Origin of the sequence: Niallia nealsonii (genome assembly GCF_002835805.1) — a bacterium.
In the GTDB taxonomy this organism is placed as follows: domain Bacteria; phylum Bacillota; class Bacilli; order Bacillales; family Cytobacillaceae; genus Niallia; species Niallia nealsonii.
On the sequence record NZ_PISE01000006.1, the window covers coordinates 21,257 to 38,020 of the forward strand.

Below are 16,764 nucleotides of genomic sequence, written 5' to 3' on the forward strand. Positions count from 1 at the left end.
ATATACTCTATAAAATACCATTTCATTAAATCATCGTATATCCTTTTCTAGATTGATTTAGTTCTTTTTTTGCTTCGTTTGCTCATATTCTTGATCCATTTTATAAATAAAGGCAAAAACTTCTGCTACTGCTTGGTATAAGTCTTCAGGTATCTTTTCTTGTATATTTAGTTTGGATAAAAGTTCTACTAAAGAGGGATCTTCCTGTATTGGTACGCCATTTTCTTTTGCTTTTTCAATAATGGTCTCGGCAATTAGTCCTCCTCCTTTAGCAACAACTATCGGAGCATCTTGTGTATGCTTGTTATAACTTAACGCAACTGCTTCTTGACGTTTTTCTTTTTTCTCCTGTTTCATATTTTGATATCCACTCCCTTATAGGAAGAATAACCTAATTGATAGGCAGCATGAGAACTTTTTCCGTCCTGATTTTTGTCACCAAATGGTTTACATGCAATCGATAATAACGTATAATTGGCCTCTTGCATTTTTTCTTTTAATTCTTTTGTAAACATCTCTACAAGTTTAAATAAAAGAGGCTGATTATTCATAATAGTTACATTCATCACTCTATTTTGAATTTTCATATCAATGGCTGTTTCTTTTATATGCTGTAAATCCAAATAAAAAAGAATTCGGCAAAAGTCACTATCAATTTTGCCATCTTTTGTTTTTCTCCCTGTAAATTGAAGACTTGCTTCCATCTCATGCTCCCTGAAAGAAAATGGGAGTTGCATAACCAATTGTGTTACCGGACCTACTTCTTGGGATAATAATTGCAAGCCTGTTATTTTATCTACAAGCTGCTGTGCTGCCTCTTTAATAGATGGAGAAATATCTGCTTTTAACAAATCAAGCAAAAGTGGCTTTAATTGCTGAACATCTTCTTTTATCTCAGTATTTGATGTAAGATGACCTGCCAATTCTGCTTCATAGGAAAAACCTAAATTTCGAAGTATTTGACTTAAAAAATTTTTTATTTCCCTGCTGTCTTCTAAATTAAGCGGCTCTCGTCCATTCACAGTTGCCAACAATTCCATTAATGGAGCATTTTTGACTGAATGTACGGTTAATTCGTCTTGCAATAGTTCAAGCAGCTTAGGAAATGATTTTCCTGATTGTACAGCAGACAGACTCGCAAACACCTCTTTTGTAAAAGGCAGTTCTTTATCGGCCATCTGTTTAATAATTTCTATATCTTGTTTTAGCTCTTTGCTGTTTTTGAGCCAGCTTGCTGCTTGTTCTAAAATTTCACTCGTTAACGGAAGTTTATTATGTACAAACGAAGCGATAACTGCTCGAGTTTCCGTTGTTTTCGGCAAAGATAGCTGCTCAAGGAGAGATTCAATTTGATTTTGTTGAGTATTTGCTGCTGTTTTCATAGTTGTCAACACTTTCAGCTGCGGTTTTTTATCCCCTTTTTGCACTTGAAACCAATAATTGCTATCAACAGATAAAGGAATCGACAACTCTGCTAATAGCTTCTGCTGTCCAATCTGCACTTCAGCCATTTGATTTGGAAAAATTTTGTTGATTTTTCCGAAAATAATTTGTCCTTGCCTTAAACTAAGCGGCTGATTTACTGGCAATTCTTGTTTAAAAAACGAAACAATGTTGGTAGAATAATTCATCTTTTTCCTCCTCGGATCCGTCTATAGAAAAATAAAACTAGCAGCTAAGGAAAATTTCCACCTCTCTTTCTGATTGTTAAGAGAGGACACTATGTTAGCTGCTGCTATAGTTGATTGTTATAGCTAGTTTTTTAACTATTCCCAGATGTTTATTGCCCATTAATAGAGGATAGAGCCATTTCCTTTACTGGCGAAAAGCTTTTGCGATGATACTCTGTGACTCCTTCTTTTTTTAATGCTTCTATATGTTCTTTTGTGCCATACCCCATATTTTTTCCAAAACCATAAGCAGGAAGCTCTTTATCTAGTTCTTTCATCAAATGATCTCTTGTTACCTTAGCAATAATGCTTGCTGCTGCAATAGACACGCTTTTGCTGTCTCCTTTAATAATGGAAGTGCTAGGAATTGGGGTAGCTAACTTCATCGCATCTATTAATAAATAATCTGGTTTAGTCGGTAGTTCCTCAATTGCCATTAACATTGCTTGTTTTGTTGCTTCATAAATATTAATTCTGTCTATTTCTTTTGCATCCATCATGCCAATGCCTATTGCAATCGCTTCTTTTTGGATAATTGTAAAATATTCTTCTCGTTTCTGTTCAGAAAGCTTTTTTGAGTCATCAATTCCTGGCAAATAAAAATCATCAGGAAGTATCACAGCAGCTGTTACAACAGGGCCTGCAAGAGGGCCTCTTCCAACTTCATCAATCCCTGCTATATATTGATATCCTCTCTTGTACAAATCTTGTTCATATGATGTTAAAGCCAAAAACTTTTCATGGAGCACTAACTCTTTTTCCCGTTTGTTTTTCCATCCTTTTAAAAGCGTCTGAACCCCTTTTCTTTCATCGTTTGTTATCTCTTCAATAAATGGATCATCACTTGTTGTTATCGATGCTAATTTGGCTTTTATTTCTTTTATTGTTATTGTGCTCACTGTAAACCGACTCCTTTTTTATTTCGCAGCGCTAATGCTTCCTTTTCTGCTATTGACGTTTCCTTTTATATCGTCTTAACTAGCTTCTGCTTAAAGCAACGGATTGCCGCTTTTTTATTATATACAAAGAAAAAAAGGGATCTGCCATCTGCAGACAAATCCCCTATTGTACTTGCTTATTCATTATTGTTTGCTGTCTCTAGTTCGCCTGCATTTTCCAATGTTAGCGGTCCTAATTTTTCACTGCGGATGTCTCTAATGACAAGCTCTGTGACTTTATCATAGTCGACGATTCCACCGCCTGTTAAACATCCACGCACTTGACCGATTTGATCAAACAGCTCCACAATATCTTCTGGAATCTCTTTTAGCTGATATCGTTCTTTTAAGCGGGCTGGGTATTCTTTTTCTAAGAACCGCAAGCCATAAATCGCAATATCCTGTAAATTTAAAATCGTGTCTTTAATCGCCCCTGTCAACGCAAGCTTTAGCCCCACATTTTGATCCTCAAATTTTGGCCACAATATTCCTGGCGTGTCCAAAAGTTCAAGTTCTTTGCCTACTTTAATCCACTGCTGTGCTTTTGTTACACCAGGGGTATTGCCCGTTTTGGCAATATTTTTTTTCGCAAGGCGGTTAATCAAAGTCGATTTACCCGCATTTGGAATACCAACAATCATCGCACGAATCGCTCTCGGTCTAACACCTTTTGCCTTCATGCGGTCAAATTTTTCGGCCAGCACTTCTTTCGCAAGTGCTGTAATTTCTTTCATACCGACACCAGCTTGGGAATTAATAGCAATTGCTTTTATTCCTTGTTTTTGAAAATAAGCTATCCATGCTTTTGTTTTCTCTTTATCTGCCATATCTGCCTTGTTTAAAAGCACTAATCTTGGTTTATGCTGAATAATCTCATCAATCATTGGATTGCGAGAAGATTGTGGAATCCTCGCATCTACTAATTCAAATATAATATCTACAAGTTTAAGCTTTTCTGTTACTTGTCTTCTTGCTTTCGCCATATGGCCTGGAAACCATTGAATTGTCATTATTAACCACCTATCTCTAATTCCTTTAAGCTGTCCGTTTCTATCCTTTTATTTAAGGCTGTTTTCGTAATCTTTGTTGCTATTTAATAAAAAAGGAGTAGTTAATTTCCGCTCCGTGATGCCCTCTTTCTGCGGGACGGGCGGTGAGCATTCCCATAGGAGTCTCGCACACCCACTCCAATCAACTTCTTTATGAACAATTTGAGTGAACAAAACCTATTCAAAAACAATAATCTTTTAGAACATAGCCTTATTTAATAATGCGGATATCAGATATTGGCCAGTAAATCACACTTGTATTCCCCAGCACTTTTTCAAAGGAAACAGTTCCAATATGCCTGGAGTCTTTGCTGTCTCGTCTGTTATCCCCCATTACAAATAATTCCCCTTCAGGCACAGTCTTTTCACCTGTTTTTTCTTCTAGTGTAAATGATTCTGTCAGCGGGCCATCCACTACTTGTTTTTTATATTCCTCTAGATAAGGTTCTTCATATGCCTTGCCATTGATATAAAGAACATCGTCTTTATACTCCAATGTATCTCCTGGAAGCCCAATAATTCTTTTTATATAATCTTTTCCTTCTGGTGCATGAAAAACAATAATATCAAAGCGTTTAGGATCGCTAATTTTATAATTCAGCTTATTGACGATCATCCTGTCTTGATCATGAAGTGTCGGCATCATTGATTCTCCATCTACCACAATTGGCGCAAATAAAAAGTAACGAATAACAAACGCCAATAATACAGCGATAATAAGTGCTTTGCTCCATTCCCACACTTCGCTTTTCTTCTTTTTAGCCATTTTATTCACCGATCCTTGTCCATTGTATGCTTACTTTTTGTATACTTCCTTAATCCACTTTTTTATAATCAAACCTCTTATCACACCATTATTAAAAATGCAGTAATCGATTATAAAAATGATGGTTTCTTCTTTTTATGAATGCACACTAAATCCATCTCTATTTTAATCGAAATGCTATATTAAAGTAAACTTTACGCTTTATGTCCATCATTATTGTAAAAAATAAACGTTTTAACCACTGTGACTAGGATTTTTTATAGAAGCTATTGCTAGTTAAATGAATAATAGTAATTTAGAAAATAAAAAAGAGCTTGCTGTAAGCACAAGCTCTTTTTTGATTGCGATTATCGAATTTCTTTAATACGAGCTTTTTTACCACGTAGGTTACGTAGGTAGTAAAGTTTAGCACGGCGAACTTTACCGCGACGAATAACTTCAAGCTTCGCAATTTTTGGTGTGTTAACAGGGAAAGTACGTTCAACGCCTACTCCGTAAGAAACTTTACGCACTGTAAAAGTTTCGCTAATTCCACCACCACGACGCTTAATCACAACACCTTCGTATACCTGAATACGCTCGCGAGTACCCTCAACAACTTTAACGTGTACACGTACAGTGTCACCAGGACGGAACGCAGGAAGATCTGAACGAAGTTGTTCTTTTGTGATTTCTTCTATTAATTTTTGCATCGTTTTCAACTCCTTCCAACGGACGCTCTTGCACTCATATATAAGAGAACTCTTGCAGCGGAACATCGTTTATAAGACAAAAGTTCAGAAATAAATTCTGCTTAAGTCACAAGTGTTATCTTATCATAAAAAACATGCAACATCAATATCTAATCTATTGTTTTTTTCAATTCTTCTAGCATTTTTTTCTGTTTATCTGTTAACAGATAGTTTTCTAACAGATCAGGGCGCCTCTTGAGCGTTCTTCTAAGAGATTCCTTCTCTCGCCATTCTTCAATATAAGCATGATTGCCAGAAAGAAGTGTATCAGGAACCTTCATTCCTCTAAAATCTGCTGGACGGGTGTAGTGAGGGTGTTCAAGCAGACCTGTACTAAAAGAATCATTTTCATGTGACGCAACTTTCCCTAGTACCCCAGGAAGAAGGCGGACAACACTGTCTATAACGACCATGGAACCGAGTTCGCCGCCAGTAAGGACATAATCGCCGATAGAAATCTCATCTGTTACTAAATGTTCTCTAATTCTTTCATCATAGCCTTCATAGTGGCCGCAAATAAATATTAAATGATCGTCTTTGGCAAGCTCTTCTGCCTTTTTCTGAGAGTATCTTTCTCCTTGGGGGCACATTAAAATAACGCGAGGTGAGGCACTTCCTTTGCCTTTTAAATCACTAACCGCATCAAAGATAGGCTGTGGCTTTAAAACCATGCCAGCGCCCCCTCCATACGGATAATCGTCAACAGATTGATGTTTATTATCAGAGTAGTCTCGAAAATTGACGATATTATAGGAAACCTTTTCTGCTTCTTTTGCTTTTTTTAATATAGAACTATTAAAAACCCCATCAAACATTTCTGGAAATAGTGTTAATACATCAATTTTCATTAAAACAGCCCTTCCATCGGCTCAATAATCACTAGCTTTTCTTTTACATCTACCTTCATTACCACTTCTTCAATATAAGGAATAAGGATTTCTTCCTTATTTTCACCCTTCACTACCCAAACATCATTGGCACCAGGTGTTAAAATTTCTGTAATCTCGCCAAGCTCATTTCCTTCTATCGTTTGAACCTTACAGCCGATAATTTCATGAAAATAGTATTCATTTTCTGCAAGCTCCCCTAAATGACTTTCTGGAACTTTTAATAATCCGCCTTTCATATACTCTACTTGATTCACATTATCCAAATCAGCAAAAGTTAACAGATTAAAATTTTTATGTACACGATGACTTTTAATTACAAGTTCTAGCGGATCACTTTTATCTGTTTGAAAAAAGTAAATTTCATTGCCTACTTTATAGCGTTCTTCCGGAAAATCAGTCCGTGAAATTACACGAACTTCGCCTCTAATACCATGTGTATTAACTATTTTCCCAACATTAAACCATTTTTCCATATTTTCACCTCTAATGAATTTCATGAACGATTCCATCTTTAATAACAATCGTTTTCAAAGCAGTCTGGTCTTCCCAGCTATCGCCTTCTTTAATCTCCACAATCGCAGTTGCTTCTCGTTCTTCTATTTCACTGCCTAGTGGTAGTATATGTATTTGTTCCAATTGAAACTCAATCGCTGTCTTTTTTTTCATTCTTTTATTTCGTTCGTTTTTATAATAGCTTTTTATCTTTGTTTCTTGCAATACATAGTTGCGCAGCTGCTTTTTCTCTTCAAAAAGCAATTGTTCATGCTCTTTATCTAGCTGCATTATTTCATGTTTATATTTTTCAGTCAATCTGGCTTTTGTTTTCTCTGTTAGTATCTGCTTTACAATAACGGACTGGAGTATTTTCATCTTTTCCTCCTTAACAGATTCATTCTATTAAAAAAGGAGAAGGGTTTCCCCTCCTCCTCTCATTTGCCTATTTCGATAATTAGCTTCTTCTGTTGTAATGATCCTGCCGAGTAAACAATCGTTCGAATCGCTTTTGCAACTCTTCCTTGCTTTCCAATTACCTTTCCGATGTCATTCTTGTTGACAGAAAGCAAATAAATGATGTGATTATCCTCTTCCGTAACTTGTACCGTTACTTCATCTGGAAAATCAACAAGGGGCTTAACAATCGTTTCTATAAGCTCTTTCATTTCCAGAACTAATTACTTGCCGTTTTTGATATTGTGGAATTTTTCCATAATACCTTGGCTTGATAATAGGTTACGAACTGTATCAGATGGTTTTGCACCATTTTGTAACCATTGTAGAGCTTTTTCTTCGTTGATGTCTACGATAGCAGGATTTGCTACTGGATTGTAAGTTCCTACTGTTTCAATGAAACGTCCATCACGTGGTGAACGAGAATCTGCTACTACGATACGATAAAAAGGAGATTTATTTGCTCCCATACGTTTTAAACGAATTTTTACTGCCATTTAAAATTGCACCTCCGAATAGTTTCACACAAGATAGTATATTATCAATTGTTTGCCTGTTTGTAAAGTGTTTTTTCTTGTCAGACTTTACATTCTTAGCAAATTCTTTTTATCTTGCGGTTTTTTCCTGTTTAAAATGGATTAAAAGGTAATTTAAAGCCACCTTTTTTCTTGCCTTTTTGACCCATATTGGTCATTTGTTTCATCATTTTTTTCATGTCTTCAAACTGTTTTAGAAGTCTGTTTACTTCAGGAACGGTTCTGCCGCTTCCTTTTGCAATACGTTTTCTTCTATTGGCATTGATAATTTCTGGATGTTCTTTTTCCTCTTTTGTCATGGAGCGGATAATCGCTTCCACATGGGCAATTTGCTTTTCATCTACCTGCAAATTATTTAAGCCTTTAATTTTATTTGCGCCAGGCATCATTTTTAGGAGTTCATCAAGTGGTCCCATATTTCTTACCTGTCCTAATTGTTCAAGGAAATCATCAAAAGTGAAAGAAGCTGTTTTTATTTTCTTTTCCAATTCTCTCGCTTTTTCCTCATCTACATTAATCTGCGCTTTTTCAATTAAGCTTAAAACATCACCCATCCCAAGTATTCTGGATGCCATACGTTCTGGATGAAATGGCTCTAACGCATCCATTTTTTCCCCTAAACCGACAAACTTAATCGGCGTTTGGGTAACAGAACGTATAGAAAGAGCTGCCCCGCCTCGTGTATCTCCATCGAGTTTGGTTAATACAACCCCTGTTAATCCAAGCTGGTCATTAAAGCTGCCAGCAACATTAACAGCATCTTGTCCTGTCATTGCGTCAACAACAAGGAAAATTTCATCAGGTTTTGTTAGTTCTTTTATCTGCTTTAATTCATCCATTAGAGCTTCATCTACATGCAAACGACCTGCTGTATCAATTAAAACATAATCATGATGATCTTCTTTTGCCTTTGCAATTGCTTGTTTGGCAATTTCAACAGGGCTGACTTGATCACCAAGAGAAAAAACCGGGAAATCTAATTGTTTCCCTAAAGTTTCTAGCTGTTTAATGGCTGCGGGACGATAAATATCCGCTGCAACAAGAAGAGGGTTTCGATTATGTTTTTTACGCAATAAATTAGCTAATTTTCCAGTTGTAGTGGTTTTCCCTGCCCCTTGCAATCCAACCATCATAATAACAGTTGGGGGACGATTGGAAACAGCAATTTTGCTTTGTTCCCCACCCATCAGTTCTGTCAGCTCTTCTTTTACTACTTTAATAACTTGCTGCCCAGGAGTTAAACTTTTCAGCACTTCTTGTCCAACTGCACGTTCGCCAACTTTTTTCACGAACTCTTTCACTACTTTAAAGTTAACATCCGCTTCTAATAAGGCAAGGCGAACTTCACGCATCATTTCTTTTACATCCGCTTCATTAACTTTCCCTTTTCCGCGAATCTTTTGAATTGTATTCTGCAGTCGGTCAGCTAACCCTTCAAATGCCATACGTCAGCCTCCTTAATCTAATTCCTCCAGCTCAATAATTGCCTTTTGCAGCGCAGAAACAGAATAGTTGCCTTTATCGAGCATTTCTTTCATCTGTGCCAAAAGTGCAGTGCGCTCTTGAAACTTCTGGAGCAATAATAATTTATTCTCATATTCCTCAAGCATTGCTTCTGTACGTTTAATATTATCATAAACCGCTTGACGACTTACATCATATTCGTCTGCAATTTCACCAAGAGAATAATCATCCAAATAATAAAGAGACATATAGCTTCGTTGCTTCGGTGTCAACAGCGATTGATAAAAATCGTAAAGATAATTCATGCGTGTTGTTTTTTCAAGCATCGAAAATACCTCCGTGTTAAGTCAAAAGCCTTTACATTGAATATTTTACACAGAGTATATATATATGTCAAGATTTTATCTTTACAAGAATATTAGCATATCATTTTTTATAGTATTTTTTACAGGAAGATAATCGAGGACTTTTACATTTTTCTTTAAAACAGATGAAATTCTCTGCCGGTAAGATACTGTTTGGGGTGTATACTGGTAAGCTAGAGTTCTTTCCCATCTCGTAAGGCTGATGAGTTGCCAAAAAATTCGTCTTTTCTTTATATTAGACCAATCATGGTTAAAGCAAAAAGAGAGGAACTATAAATCCCCCTCTTTTCACTTTAGATGTTCACTCAAATACTCACTAGTATCAGAATACTACTTGGAATAGCAATCAGCAAAACGCCAATGATTTTTAGGCGCACGCCAGAAAGACTCGTTAAAAATAACGTTTCTGCTTCCACTGTTAAAATATTCTCTTCATTTGTTAAATAGCTGGGGCTATTTAGCATATTTCCTAAATGATAATAAGCTTTATGCTGAATAAGATGGCCTTTTACCAATAGAAGAATACCAATAACAATAAAAATGGATATAAATATTTGCAGAAAAATGGGAATCCCTCCCTACTTTTTGCTCTGTTTTTAGTATGAATCCTTTTTTTATATTTATAACCTTTAATCAATTGGTAAATTTTATCTTATTCATAAAAAATAGCGGAGAAGTTCATTTCTCCGCTGTTTTTTATTCTTCAGCTTCTTCCACAAGATTAGAAAATAATCCGTACACATATTTTTCTGCATCAAAGTTTTGCAGATCATCCATTTTTTCCCCTAAACCAACTAGTTTAACTGGGATTTTCAGTTCATTGCGGATGGCAAGTACAATTCCACCCTTTGCAGTGCCATCTAATTTTGTAAGAACGATACCACTCACATTTGTCGCTTCTTTAAAGGTTTTAGCCTGCACCAGTGCATTTTGTCCTGTTGTTGCATCGAGCACCAACAATACCTCATGAGGCGCTCCTGGAACTTCTCGTTCTATTACTCGTTTCACCTTTTCCAACTCATTCATTAAGTTTACTTTATTTTGCAGGCGACCTGCTGTATCACATAATAAAATATCTGCTTGGCGTGATTTAGCTGCATGAATAGCATCATACATAACAGCTGCCGGGTCAGAGCCAGCGACTTGTTTAATTACATCCACTCCAACACGTTCTCCCCATACCTCAAGCTGTTCAATTGCACCAGCACGAAAAGTATCTCCTGCAGCCATAAGCACTTTTTTGCCTTCTGATTTATAAAGGTGAGCCAATTTTCCAATTGTCGTCGTTTTTCCTACACCATTTACACCAACAAATAAAATAACTGTTAATCCATCTTTTTGCATATTAATGGCAGACATAGATTCATCGCCAGCTTGTTCATAAATAGTAACCAATTTCTCAGAAATAACAGCTTGCACTTCTCTTGGATCTTGAATGTTTTTTCTTTTTACTTCTTTTTTCAATTCATCGACTAATTCCATTACTGTATCGAAACCAACATCTGCACCAATTAGAATTTCTTCCAGCTCTTCGAAAAAATCTTCATCCACTTTGCGATAGCGTGATACAAGATCATTTACTTTTTCAGAAAAATTATTTCTTGTTTTAGATAAACCGTCTTTAAATTTTTCTGTCACTGCATTTGTCTGCTGAGACATCTTTTCCTTTAATTTCTTAAAAAAGCTCATAGTTACCCTTCTCTCTCTATCTAAGTAAAATTAATTATGTTGCAACAAGTTCATCCATTTCACTTATGCGCACAGATACTAATTTTGACACACCTGATTCTTGCATCGTCACTCCATATAAAACATCTGCTTCTTCCATTGTTCCTTTGCGGTGTGTAATCACAATAAATTGTGTTTCGGAGCTGTATGATTTTAAATAGGAACTAAAACGAAATACATTTGCCTCATCCAAAGCTGCTTCTACTTCATCCAAAATGCAAAATGGAACAGGACGGATTTTTAGAATGGAAAATAACAAAGCTATTGCAGTCAACGCTCTTTCGCCGCCTGATAAAAGTCCAAGATTTTGCAGCTTTTTCCCAGGAGGCTGTGCAACAATTTCGACTCCTGTATTTAATAAGTCTTCTGGATTCGTTAAACGCAAATCTGCTCGTCCCCCGCCAAATAAACTTTGGAAAATCGGTTCAAAATGGGTTCTGATTCCCTCAAATGTTTCTTTAAATCGTTTTGTCATTTCATCGTCCATTTCATCAATAACTTGGTACAAAGTATCTTTTGCATTTTCTAGATCCGTTTTTTGTTCTAATAAAAAGTCATGACGCTCTGAAACTCGCTCATATTCTTCAATGGCGCCTAAATTAACTGTCCCAAGTTCTTCAATGACAAGTTTGATTAATTTCACCTTTTTGCGCGCCACTTCTACTTCCATTGTAAGAGGATAATCTACTTTCGCCCCTTCATATGTCAACAAATATTCTTCTCTAAGCTGAGAAAGTCTTGTATCCAATTCTACATCAATACGATTTAATTTAATCTCTTCATCCTTTAGCGCTTGAACCATTCCACGATGGATTCGGCGATTTTCCTTTGTTTCCATTTCAAGGTCTTCAAGCGCTGTTTGCAGTTTTAAACGCTCTTCTCTTCTACTGGAAATCAGTTGGATTGTTTCCTTTTTCTCCGCAGATTTTTGCTCCGCTGCCGTTTCTAAATATTCTTCTCCAGAATTGCTGGATGTCATTTCAGAGGAAAGCAGCTCCAAATCCTCTGTTACATTGCCCCATTTTTTTTGATTCTCATCCCACTCAAAAGTTAATGCAGCAAGCTTTTCTTCTGCATGAGCCAATTGCTCTTTCTTTGCTGCATCTTGAACCCTTAATTCCCCAATTTCTTTTGAAACAGCATCTTTTGAAACACTTTGTTTATTTTTTTGCTCTGTTAATTGGGCAATCTCTTTCTCTAACACGACTATTTTTTGCTTTTGCTCATTTAATAAAGAAAAAAGCTCATTTTGTCTTGTTTCGAGCGTCTCTTTTTCTTTTTGAAAATCTGTTTTATTGCGATCATATTGAGTTAATTTTTCGTTCATGGTTCGTTCTGCAAATTCAATCTCTTTTAAATCATCTTTCCTTCCTTGCATTTGAAAACGGAGATCTTCTTCATGCAAACGAAGTTTTCCTACACTGTCTTCTTCTATCAAAAGCAGCTCTTTGCCATTTCTTAATTGGTCTTCCCATTTAAGAGATGTTTTTTCCATTTCAAAAATCTTCTGTTTTAGCTCTTCCAATTCTCCTTTTCGCGTTAGAATGGATGCAGATTTTTGTTTGATGGCACCGCCTGTCATAGAACCGCCTGGATTGACAATTTCTCCCTCTAATGTTACAAAGCGCGAACGATATTGCAAAAGCTTCGCCATTTCATTGGCGCCTTTTAAATCTTTCGTAATCACAACATTTCCGAGTAGATTGCCAATAATTTCTTTATATTTAAGATCATAACTAATAAGCTCTGCCGCTACCCCCATATAAGAAGGATGATTTTCTATTAAACGGCGCTGAGATTCTGCCAGGATTTTTCCTTTAATCACATTCATCGGCAAAAAGGTTGCTCGTCCGTAGCCATTTTTCTTTAAGAAGTTAATGGCTTCCCGACCATTTGCTTCTGTTTCGACCACAATATGCTGCATGCTGCCACCAAGAGCAATTTCCATGCTGACACTGTAATTTTTCGGCACTTGCATTAATTCTGCAACTGCCCCGTGAATACCCATTAATGATTTGCCCCGCGCTTTTAATACCTCTTTAACCCCTTGGAAAAAGCCTGCATAATCCTCTTCTAATTCCTCAAGCATCTCTTTTCTCGACTTGGCTTGTTGAATAAACTGATAAGATTGATACATAGACTTTTCAATTTTTTCTAGTTTCGCTTTTGTTTGATCGACAACTGCTAACTTTTCTTTCAAAAAACCATTTACTTCTTCTAGTTCCCTAGACAAGCTTTCTATTTTCGCTATTATCTCCTGTTTTTGGCCGAAAATGCTTTGTCTTTCACGGATATATTTTTCATTATCTGCTTCAAGCTCCGTTGTTCTGCGGCTTTGAGTGTCTAACTGCTGTTTAATATAATTGCTTTCATTTTTAGCGGCAGCCTGTTCACTGAGGAACTCAAAATAATCGCTTTTTAATGTTTCGAGCTTTTCTTCTAAATTTTCACTATATAATTGTAAGTTTTGTTCATTTTTCTTTAGCTTTTCTTCAATTTGTGCTGCCTCTACTTGCAAATTGCTTACAAGATACTGTTGTTTGCTTTTTTCTTTCTCTAACCCATCTACACGATTTTTTAGTTCCAGCTTATTTTTCTCTAACTGTTCCCTATTTTGTGTAGCATTCTTTTTTCTTTCTTTCAGAACCTCTTTTTTGCCCTCTAATTTTTCAAGTTCTTCACTGACTAGAAGCAACACTGCTTGAAGATCATCAATCGATTCATCTAGCGCCGAAATATGATTTTTTATTTCTTCCATCTTTGCTTCTTTGCCTTGCAATAAAGAAGACAATGTCAATTCCTCTTGCTTGTACTTTTCTAGACTATTAGTTGCTTTTTGATATTTTTGATGGGCTTCTTCAATATCATAAACCATTAAAGCTACTTCAATTTGCTCTAAATTCTCTTTTTGTTCTAAATAGTCTTTTGCTATGGAAGCTTGAATTTTTAGAGGTTCTACTTGCCCTTCTAGTTCAGACAAAATATCGTTGACTCGATTTAAATTCCCTTGTGTTTCCACAAGCTTCGTTTCTGCTTTCTTTTTTCTTGTTTTATATTTCAAAACACCAGCAGCTTCTTCAAAAATAGAGCGCCGTTCTTCTGCTTTGCTATTTAATATTTCTTCTACTTTCCCTTGACTAATAATCGAAAATGCTTCTCTTCCCAAACCGGAATCCATAAACAAATCGACAATATCTTTTAAACGGCACGTTTGTTTATTAATAAGATACTCACTATCGCCAGAACGATAGACTCTGCGCGTAATGCTTACTTCGTGAAAGTCAAGGGGGAGAAAATGATCCTCATTTTCTAATGTTAATGTTACTTCTGCAAAGTTTACGGCATTTCTTGTATCGCTTCCAGCAAAAATAACATCTTCCATTTTGCTTCCCCTAAGTGACTTTGCAGACTGTTCTCCAAGCACCCAACGTATTGCATCGATAATATTGCTTTTTCCGCTTCCATTTGGGCCGACAACTGCCGTTACGCCTGGAACAAAATCAACAGAAATACGGTCTGCAAAAGATTTAAAGCCTAAACAATCCAAGCGTTTTAAAAACATATCCTCACCCCCAAGTTTTTTTAGTTTGTCTATTTCCTGCTGTCTTCAAAAGGTGATTGTAGAACTAATATTGTTTTTTATCTCTATCGTTTATTTTTCTTTTTTTTGCACAAATTCTTTATTTAAGTCTGCTTTCAGCATAGCAAGCGCCATTTGAGCAGCATGCTGCTCTGCTTCTTTTTTTGACCGCCCAGTCCCTGTACCAAGTTCATTGCCATTCAATAATACTTGGGAAATAAACTCTCTATTATGGGCAGGCCCCTTCTCCATTAGAATTCGATATTCAATAGATCCATACGCATCTCTTTGCACATACTCTTGAAGTTGACTTTTAAAATCCATCACATGAGAAAAAGCACCGGCATTTATTTTTGGAAAGACTGCCTTATCTAAAAAGGCAATTACAGTATCCATTCCCTGGTCTAAATAAAGGGCACCGATAAATGCTTCAAAAACATCGGCAAGCAACGCTGGTCTTGTTCTTCCGCCAGTCATTTCTTCTCCCTTTCCGAGTAGCACAAAACTGCCAAATAATTGGTCGTTTGCAAAAGCAACAAGGGAAGGCTCACATACAATAGCCGCTCTTAATTTCGTTAATTCCCCTTCTGACATCAGTGGATATTTTTTAAAAAGAAATTGAGAAACAGTCAACTCTAGAACGGCGTCTCCAAGAAATTCAAGTCTTTCATTATCTTCATGCGGCTTTCTTCGATGCTCATTCACATATGATGAATGGGTAAAAGCTTGTTTTAGCAATTTTTCATTTTGAAATTCTATACCAAGTTTTAATTGTAGTTCTTTTAATTTTTTTTCATTTGGACGAATAGTTCGTTTGTCTTTTCCGTTGCCTCGCATTTTGCCTCCACCTTAAGCTAAGTTTACAATCAATATCAAGTTTAAGTAAAAAAGATAAAAAACGCAAAGAAACTTGGAAAGTTTTTTTCTTTCCAAGCATTTCTATAGGTACCGATATGTTAAAATTTTGAATCAACACACCGGAAAAGCTCCGAATAATCGGAGCTTTAGTGTTTGCGACTTATCGATTACTTATGTAATTAACAGCATCACCTACTGTAGCAATCTTTTCAGCGTCGTCGTCAGAGATTTCCATGTCAAACTCATCTTCTAATTCCATAACAAGTTCCACTACATCAAGAGAATCTGCACCTAAATCATCTTTAAAAGAAGCTTCAAGTGTTACTTCAGATTCTTCTACACCAAGACGATCAACAACGATTTTTGTTACACGTTCTAAAACATCTGCCATTCTTTTCACCTCCCCTCAATGCATTATAGTGTATTTTCGCCAAATAATAAATGCTCTTTTTTTTACAGTTGCATTAAATCAGCAAAAATCTAAAATTAAATTTGTTTTACATATACATACCGCCATCTATATGCAGAGTCTGGCCTGTAATATACCCGCTTTCTTCCGATGCTAAAAATACAACAGCATTTGCGATATCTTCTGGATTGCCAAATGCCCCTAACGGAATTTGGCCAAGCATCGCCTGTTTTACTTCATCTGTCAGTTTATCTGTCATATCTGTTGTAATAAAACCTGGGGCAATTGCATTAACGGTAATATTTCTTTGCGCCAATTCTTTTGCAGTTGTTTTTGTAAAGCCGATTACTCCTGCTTTTGCTGCCACATAGTTTGCTTGACCAGGATTGCCTGTAACGCCTACAATGGAAGTAATATTAATAATTCGGCCTTTTCTTTGTTTCATCATTGGACGAGTAACTGCTTTTGTGCAAAGAAATACTCCTTTTAAGTTCGTATTAATAACATCGTCCCATTCTGTTTCTTTCATGCGCATTAATAAATTATCTTTTGTAATGCCTGCATTATTCACGAGAATATCAATCGTGCCAAATGCATCAAGCGTTGTTTTTATCATTTGGCTAACGGAATCTGCATTTGCCACATCACATTGAATGACAACAGCTTCTCTTCCTAAGCTTTTAATTTCTGCTACTACTTCATTAGCGCGATCTACGCTTCCTGCATAGTTTACAGCAATATTTGCTCCTTGTTTTGCAAGTTCAATGGCAATGGATTTGCCGATACCGCGGGAGGCTCCTGTAACTAGTGCTACTTTTCCTTGTAGTTTCAT

Annotated in this window: 19 protein-coding genes; all 19 read right to left on the reverse strand. The window is 36.3% G+C overall.

Going from position 1 to position 16,764, the window contains the following annotated elements; translation table 11 throughout:
- Positions 1-57: 57 nt before the first annotated feature.
- Positions 58-357, reverse strand: a complete 300-nt coding sequence (locus CWS01_RS02680; protein ID WP_101175506.1) for an EscU/YscU/HrcU family type III secretion system export apparatus switch protein — start codon at positions 355-357, stop codon at positions 58-60.
- Positions 354-1,631 (reverse strand): hypothetical protein, encoded by a 1,278-nt coding sequence (locus CWS01_RS02685; RefSeq protein WP_101175507.1) that lies wholly within the window; start codon positions 1,629-1,631, stop codon positions 354-356. The genes CWS01_RS02680 and CWS01_RS02685 overlap by 4 nt, the downstream gene beginning before the upstream one ends.
- A gap of 149 nt (positions 1,632-1,780) precedes the next feature.
- Entirely contained in the window at positions 1,781-2,569 is a 789-nt protein-coding gene (locus CWS01_RS02690; RefSeq protein ID WP_101175508.1) for a ribonuclease HII, read from the reverse strand.
- A 176-nt stretch (positions 2,570-2,745) separates the two neighbouring features.
- Complete coding sequence (gene ylqF, locus CWS01_RS02695; RefSeq protein WP_101175509.1) at positions 2,746-3,618, reverse strand: ribosome biogenesis GTPase YlqF; 873 nt, start codon at positions 3,616-3,618, stop codon at positions 2,746-2,748.
- A 250-nt stretch (positions 3,619-3,868) separates the two neighbouring features.
- On the reverse strand, positions 3,869-4,423 hold the full coding sequence (gene lepB / locus CWS01_RS02700) for a signal peptidase I (protein WP_101175510.1): 555 nt from the start codon (positions 4,421-4,423) through the stop codon (positions 3,869-3,871).
- A 347-nt stretch (positions 4,424-4,770) separates the two neighbouring features.
- Complete coding sequence (rplS, locus tag CWS01_RS02705; protein ID WP_101175511.1) at positions 4,771-5,115, reverse strand: 50S ribosomal protein L19; 345 nt, start codon at positions 5,113-5,115, stop codon at positions 4,771-4,773.
- 149 nt (positions 5,116-5,264) lie between these two features.
- Positions 5,265-6,002: a tRNA (guanosine(37)-N1)-methyltransferase TrmD gene (gene trmD, locus CWS01_RS02710; protein ID WP_101175512.1), complete on the reverse strand. Its 738-nt coding sequence runs from the start codon at positions 6,000-6,002 to the stop codon at positions 5,265-5,267.
- Positions 6,002-6,517, reverse strand: a complete 516-nt coding sequence (gene rimM / locus CWS01_RS02715) for a ribosome maturation factor RimM (protein WP_101175559.1) — start codon at positions 6,515-6,517, stop codon at positions 6,002-6,004. The genes trmD and rimM overlap by 1 nt, the downstream gene beginning before the upstream one ends.
- 10 nt (positions 6,518-6,527) lie before the next feature.
- Positions 6,528-6,914 carry a YlqD family protein gene (locus CWS01_RS02720; protein WP_101175513.1) on the reverse strand — a complete coding sequence of 129 codons (387 nt, stop codon included), beginning with the start codon at positions 6,912-6,914 and terminating at the stop codon, positions 6,528-6,530.
- A gap of 59 nt (positions 6,915-6,973) precedes the next feature.
- Positions 6,974-7,204, reverse strand: coding sequence for a KH domain-containing protein (locus CWS01_RS02725; protein WP_101175514.1), 231 nt, complete (start codon positions 7,202-7,204; stop codon positions 6,974-6,976).
- Positions 7,205-7,216: 12 nt separating this feature from the next.
- Positions 7,217-7,489 carry a 30S ribosomal protein S16 gene (gene rpsP, locus CWS01_RS02730; protein WP_101175515.1) on the reverse strand — a complete coding sequence of 91 codons (273 nt, stop codon included), beginning with the start codon at positions 7,487-7,489 and terminating at the stop codon, positions 7,217-7,219.
- A 131-nt stretch (positions 7,490-7,620) separates the two neighbouring features.
- Entirely contained in the window at positions 7,621-8,973 is a 1,353-nt protein-coding gene (gene ffh / locus CWS01_RS02735; RefSeq protein WP_101175516.1) for a signal recognition particle protein, read from the reverse strand.
- A 12-nt stretch (positions 8,974-8,985) separates the two neighbouring features.
- Entirely contained in the window at positions 8,986-9,318 is a 333-nt protein-coding gene (locus tag CWS01_RS02740) for a putative DNA-binding protein (protein ID WP_101175517.1), read from the reverse strand.
- A gap of 344 nt (positions 9,319-9,662) precedes the next feature.
- Positions 9,663-9,872, reverse strand: a complete 210-nt coding sequence (locus CWS01_RS02745; RefSeq protein ID WP_101175518.1) for a hypothetical protein — start codon at positions 9,870-9,872, stop codon at positions 9,663-9,665.
- A gap of 181 nt (positions 9,873-10,053) precedes the next feature.
- Complete coding sequence (ftsY, locus tag CWS01_RS02750; RefSeq protein ID WP_101175519.1) at positions 10,054-11,046, reverse strand: signal recognition particle-docking protein FtsY; 993 nt, start codon at positions 11,044-11,046, stop codon at positions 10,054-10,056.
- A gap of 34 nt (positions 11,047-11,080) precedes the next feature.
- A complete protein-coding gene (smc, locus tag CWS01_RS02755; RefSeq protein WP_101175520.1) occupies positions 11,081-14,647 on the reverse strand; it encodes a chromosome segregation protein SMC in 3,567 nt (1,188 codons plus the stop codon).
- A 90-nt stretch (positions 14,648-14,737) separates the two neighbouring features.
- Positions 14,738-15,502 carry a ribonuclease III gene (rnc, locus tag CWS01_RS02760; RefSeq protein ID WP_101175521.1) on the reverse strand — a complete coding sequence of 255 codons (765 nt, stop codon included), beginning with the start codon at positions 15,500-15,502 and terminating at the stop codon, positions 14,738-14,740.
- A gap of 181 nt (positions 15,503-15,683) precedes the next feature.
- The gene (locus CWS01_RS02765; protein WP_101175522.1) at positions 15,684-15,914 is read right to left on the reverse strand and encodes an acyl carrier protein; all 231 of its coding nucleotides are present in this window, start codon (positions 15,912-15,914) and stop codon (positions 15,684-15,686) included.
- 106 nt (positions 15,915-16,020) lie between these two features.
- Complete coding sequence (gene fabG / locus CWS01_RS02770; protein WP_101175523.1) at positions 16,021-16,764, reverse strand: 3-oxoacyl-[acyl-carrier-protein] reductase; 744 nt, start codon at positions 16,762-16,764, stop codon at positions 16,021-16,023.

What these genes read in the sequence shown, in the direction of transcription:
- CWS01_RS02680 (WP_101175506.1), bottom strand. Translation starts at nt 357, where the DNA reads ATGAAACAGGAGAAAAAAGAAAAACGTCAAGAAGCAGTTGCGTTAAGT.
- CWS01_RS02685 (WP_101175507.1), bottom strand. Translation starts at nt 1,631, where the DNA reads ATGAATTATTCTACCAACATTGTTTCGTTTTTTAAACAAGAATTGCCA.
- ylqF (WP_101175509.1), bottom strand. Translation starts at nt 3,618, where the DNA reads ATGACAATTCAATGGTTTCCAGGCCATATGGCGAAAGCAAGAAGACAA.
- lepB (WP_101175510.1), bottom strand. Translation starts at nt 4,423, where the DNA reads ATGGCTAAAAAGAAGAAAAGCGAAGTGTGGGAATGGAGCAAAGCACTT.
- rplS (WP_101175511.1), bottom strand. Translation starts at nt 5,115, where the DNA reads ATGCAAAAATTAATAGAAGAAATCACAAAAGAACAACTTCGTTCAGAT.
- trmD (WP_101175512.1), bottom strand. Translation starts at nt 6,002, where the DNA reads ATGAAAATTGATGTATTAACACTATTTCCAGAAATGTTTGATGGGGTT.
- rimM (WP_101175559.1), bottom strand. Translation starts at nt 6,517, where the DNA reads ATGGAAAAATGGTTTAATGTTGGGAAAATAGTTAATACACATGGTATT.
- CWS01_RS02720 (WP_101175513.1), bottom strand. Translation starts at nt 6,914, where the DNA reads ATGAAAATACTCCAGTCCGTTATTGTAAAGCAGATACTAACAGAGAAA.
- CWS01_RS02725 (WP_101175514.1), bottom strand. Translation starts at nt 7,204, where the DNA reads ATGAAAGAGCTTATAGAAACGATTGTTAAGCCCCTTGTTGATTTTCCA.
- rpsP (WP_101175515.1), bottom strand. Translation starts at nt 7,489, where the DNA reads ATGGCAGTAAAAATTCGTTTAAAACGTATGGGAGCAAATAAATCTCCT.
- ffh (WP_101175516.1), bottom strand. Translation starts at nt 8,973, where the DNA reads ATGGCATTTGAAGGGTTAGCTGACCGACTGCAGAATACAATTCAAAAG.
- CWS01_RS02740 (WP_101175517.1), bottom strand. Translation starts at nt 9,318, where the DNA reads ATGCTTGAAAAAACAACACGCATGAATTATCTTTACGATTTTTATCAA.
- ftsY (WP_101175519.1), bottom strand. Translation starts at nt 11,046, where the DNA reads ATGAGCTTTTTTAAGAAATTAAAGGAAAAGATGTCTCAGCAGACAAAT.
- smc (WP_101175520.1), bottom strand. Translation starts at nt 14,647, where the DNA reads ATGTTTTTAAAACGCTTGGATTGTTTAGGCTTTAAATCTTTTGCAGAC.
- rnc (WP_101175521.1), bottom strand. Translation starts at nt 15,502, where the DNA reads ATGCGAGGCAACGGAAAAGACAAACGAACTATTCGTCCAAATGAAAAA.
- CWS01_RS02765 (WP_101175522.1), bottom strand. Translation starts at nt 15,914, where the DNA reads ATGGCAGATGTTTTAGAACGTGTAACAAAAATCGTTGTTGATCGTCTT.
- fabG (WP_101175523.1), bottom strand. Translation starts at nt 16,764, where the DNA reads ATGAAACTACAAGGAAAAGTAGCACTAGTTACAGGAGCCTCCCGCGGT.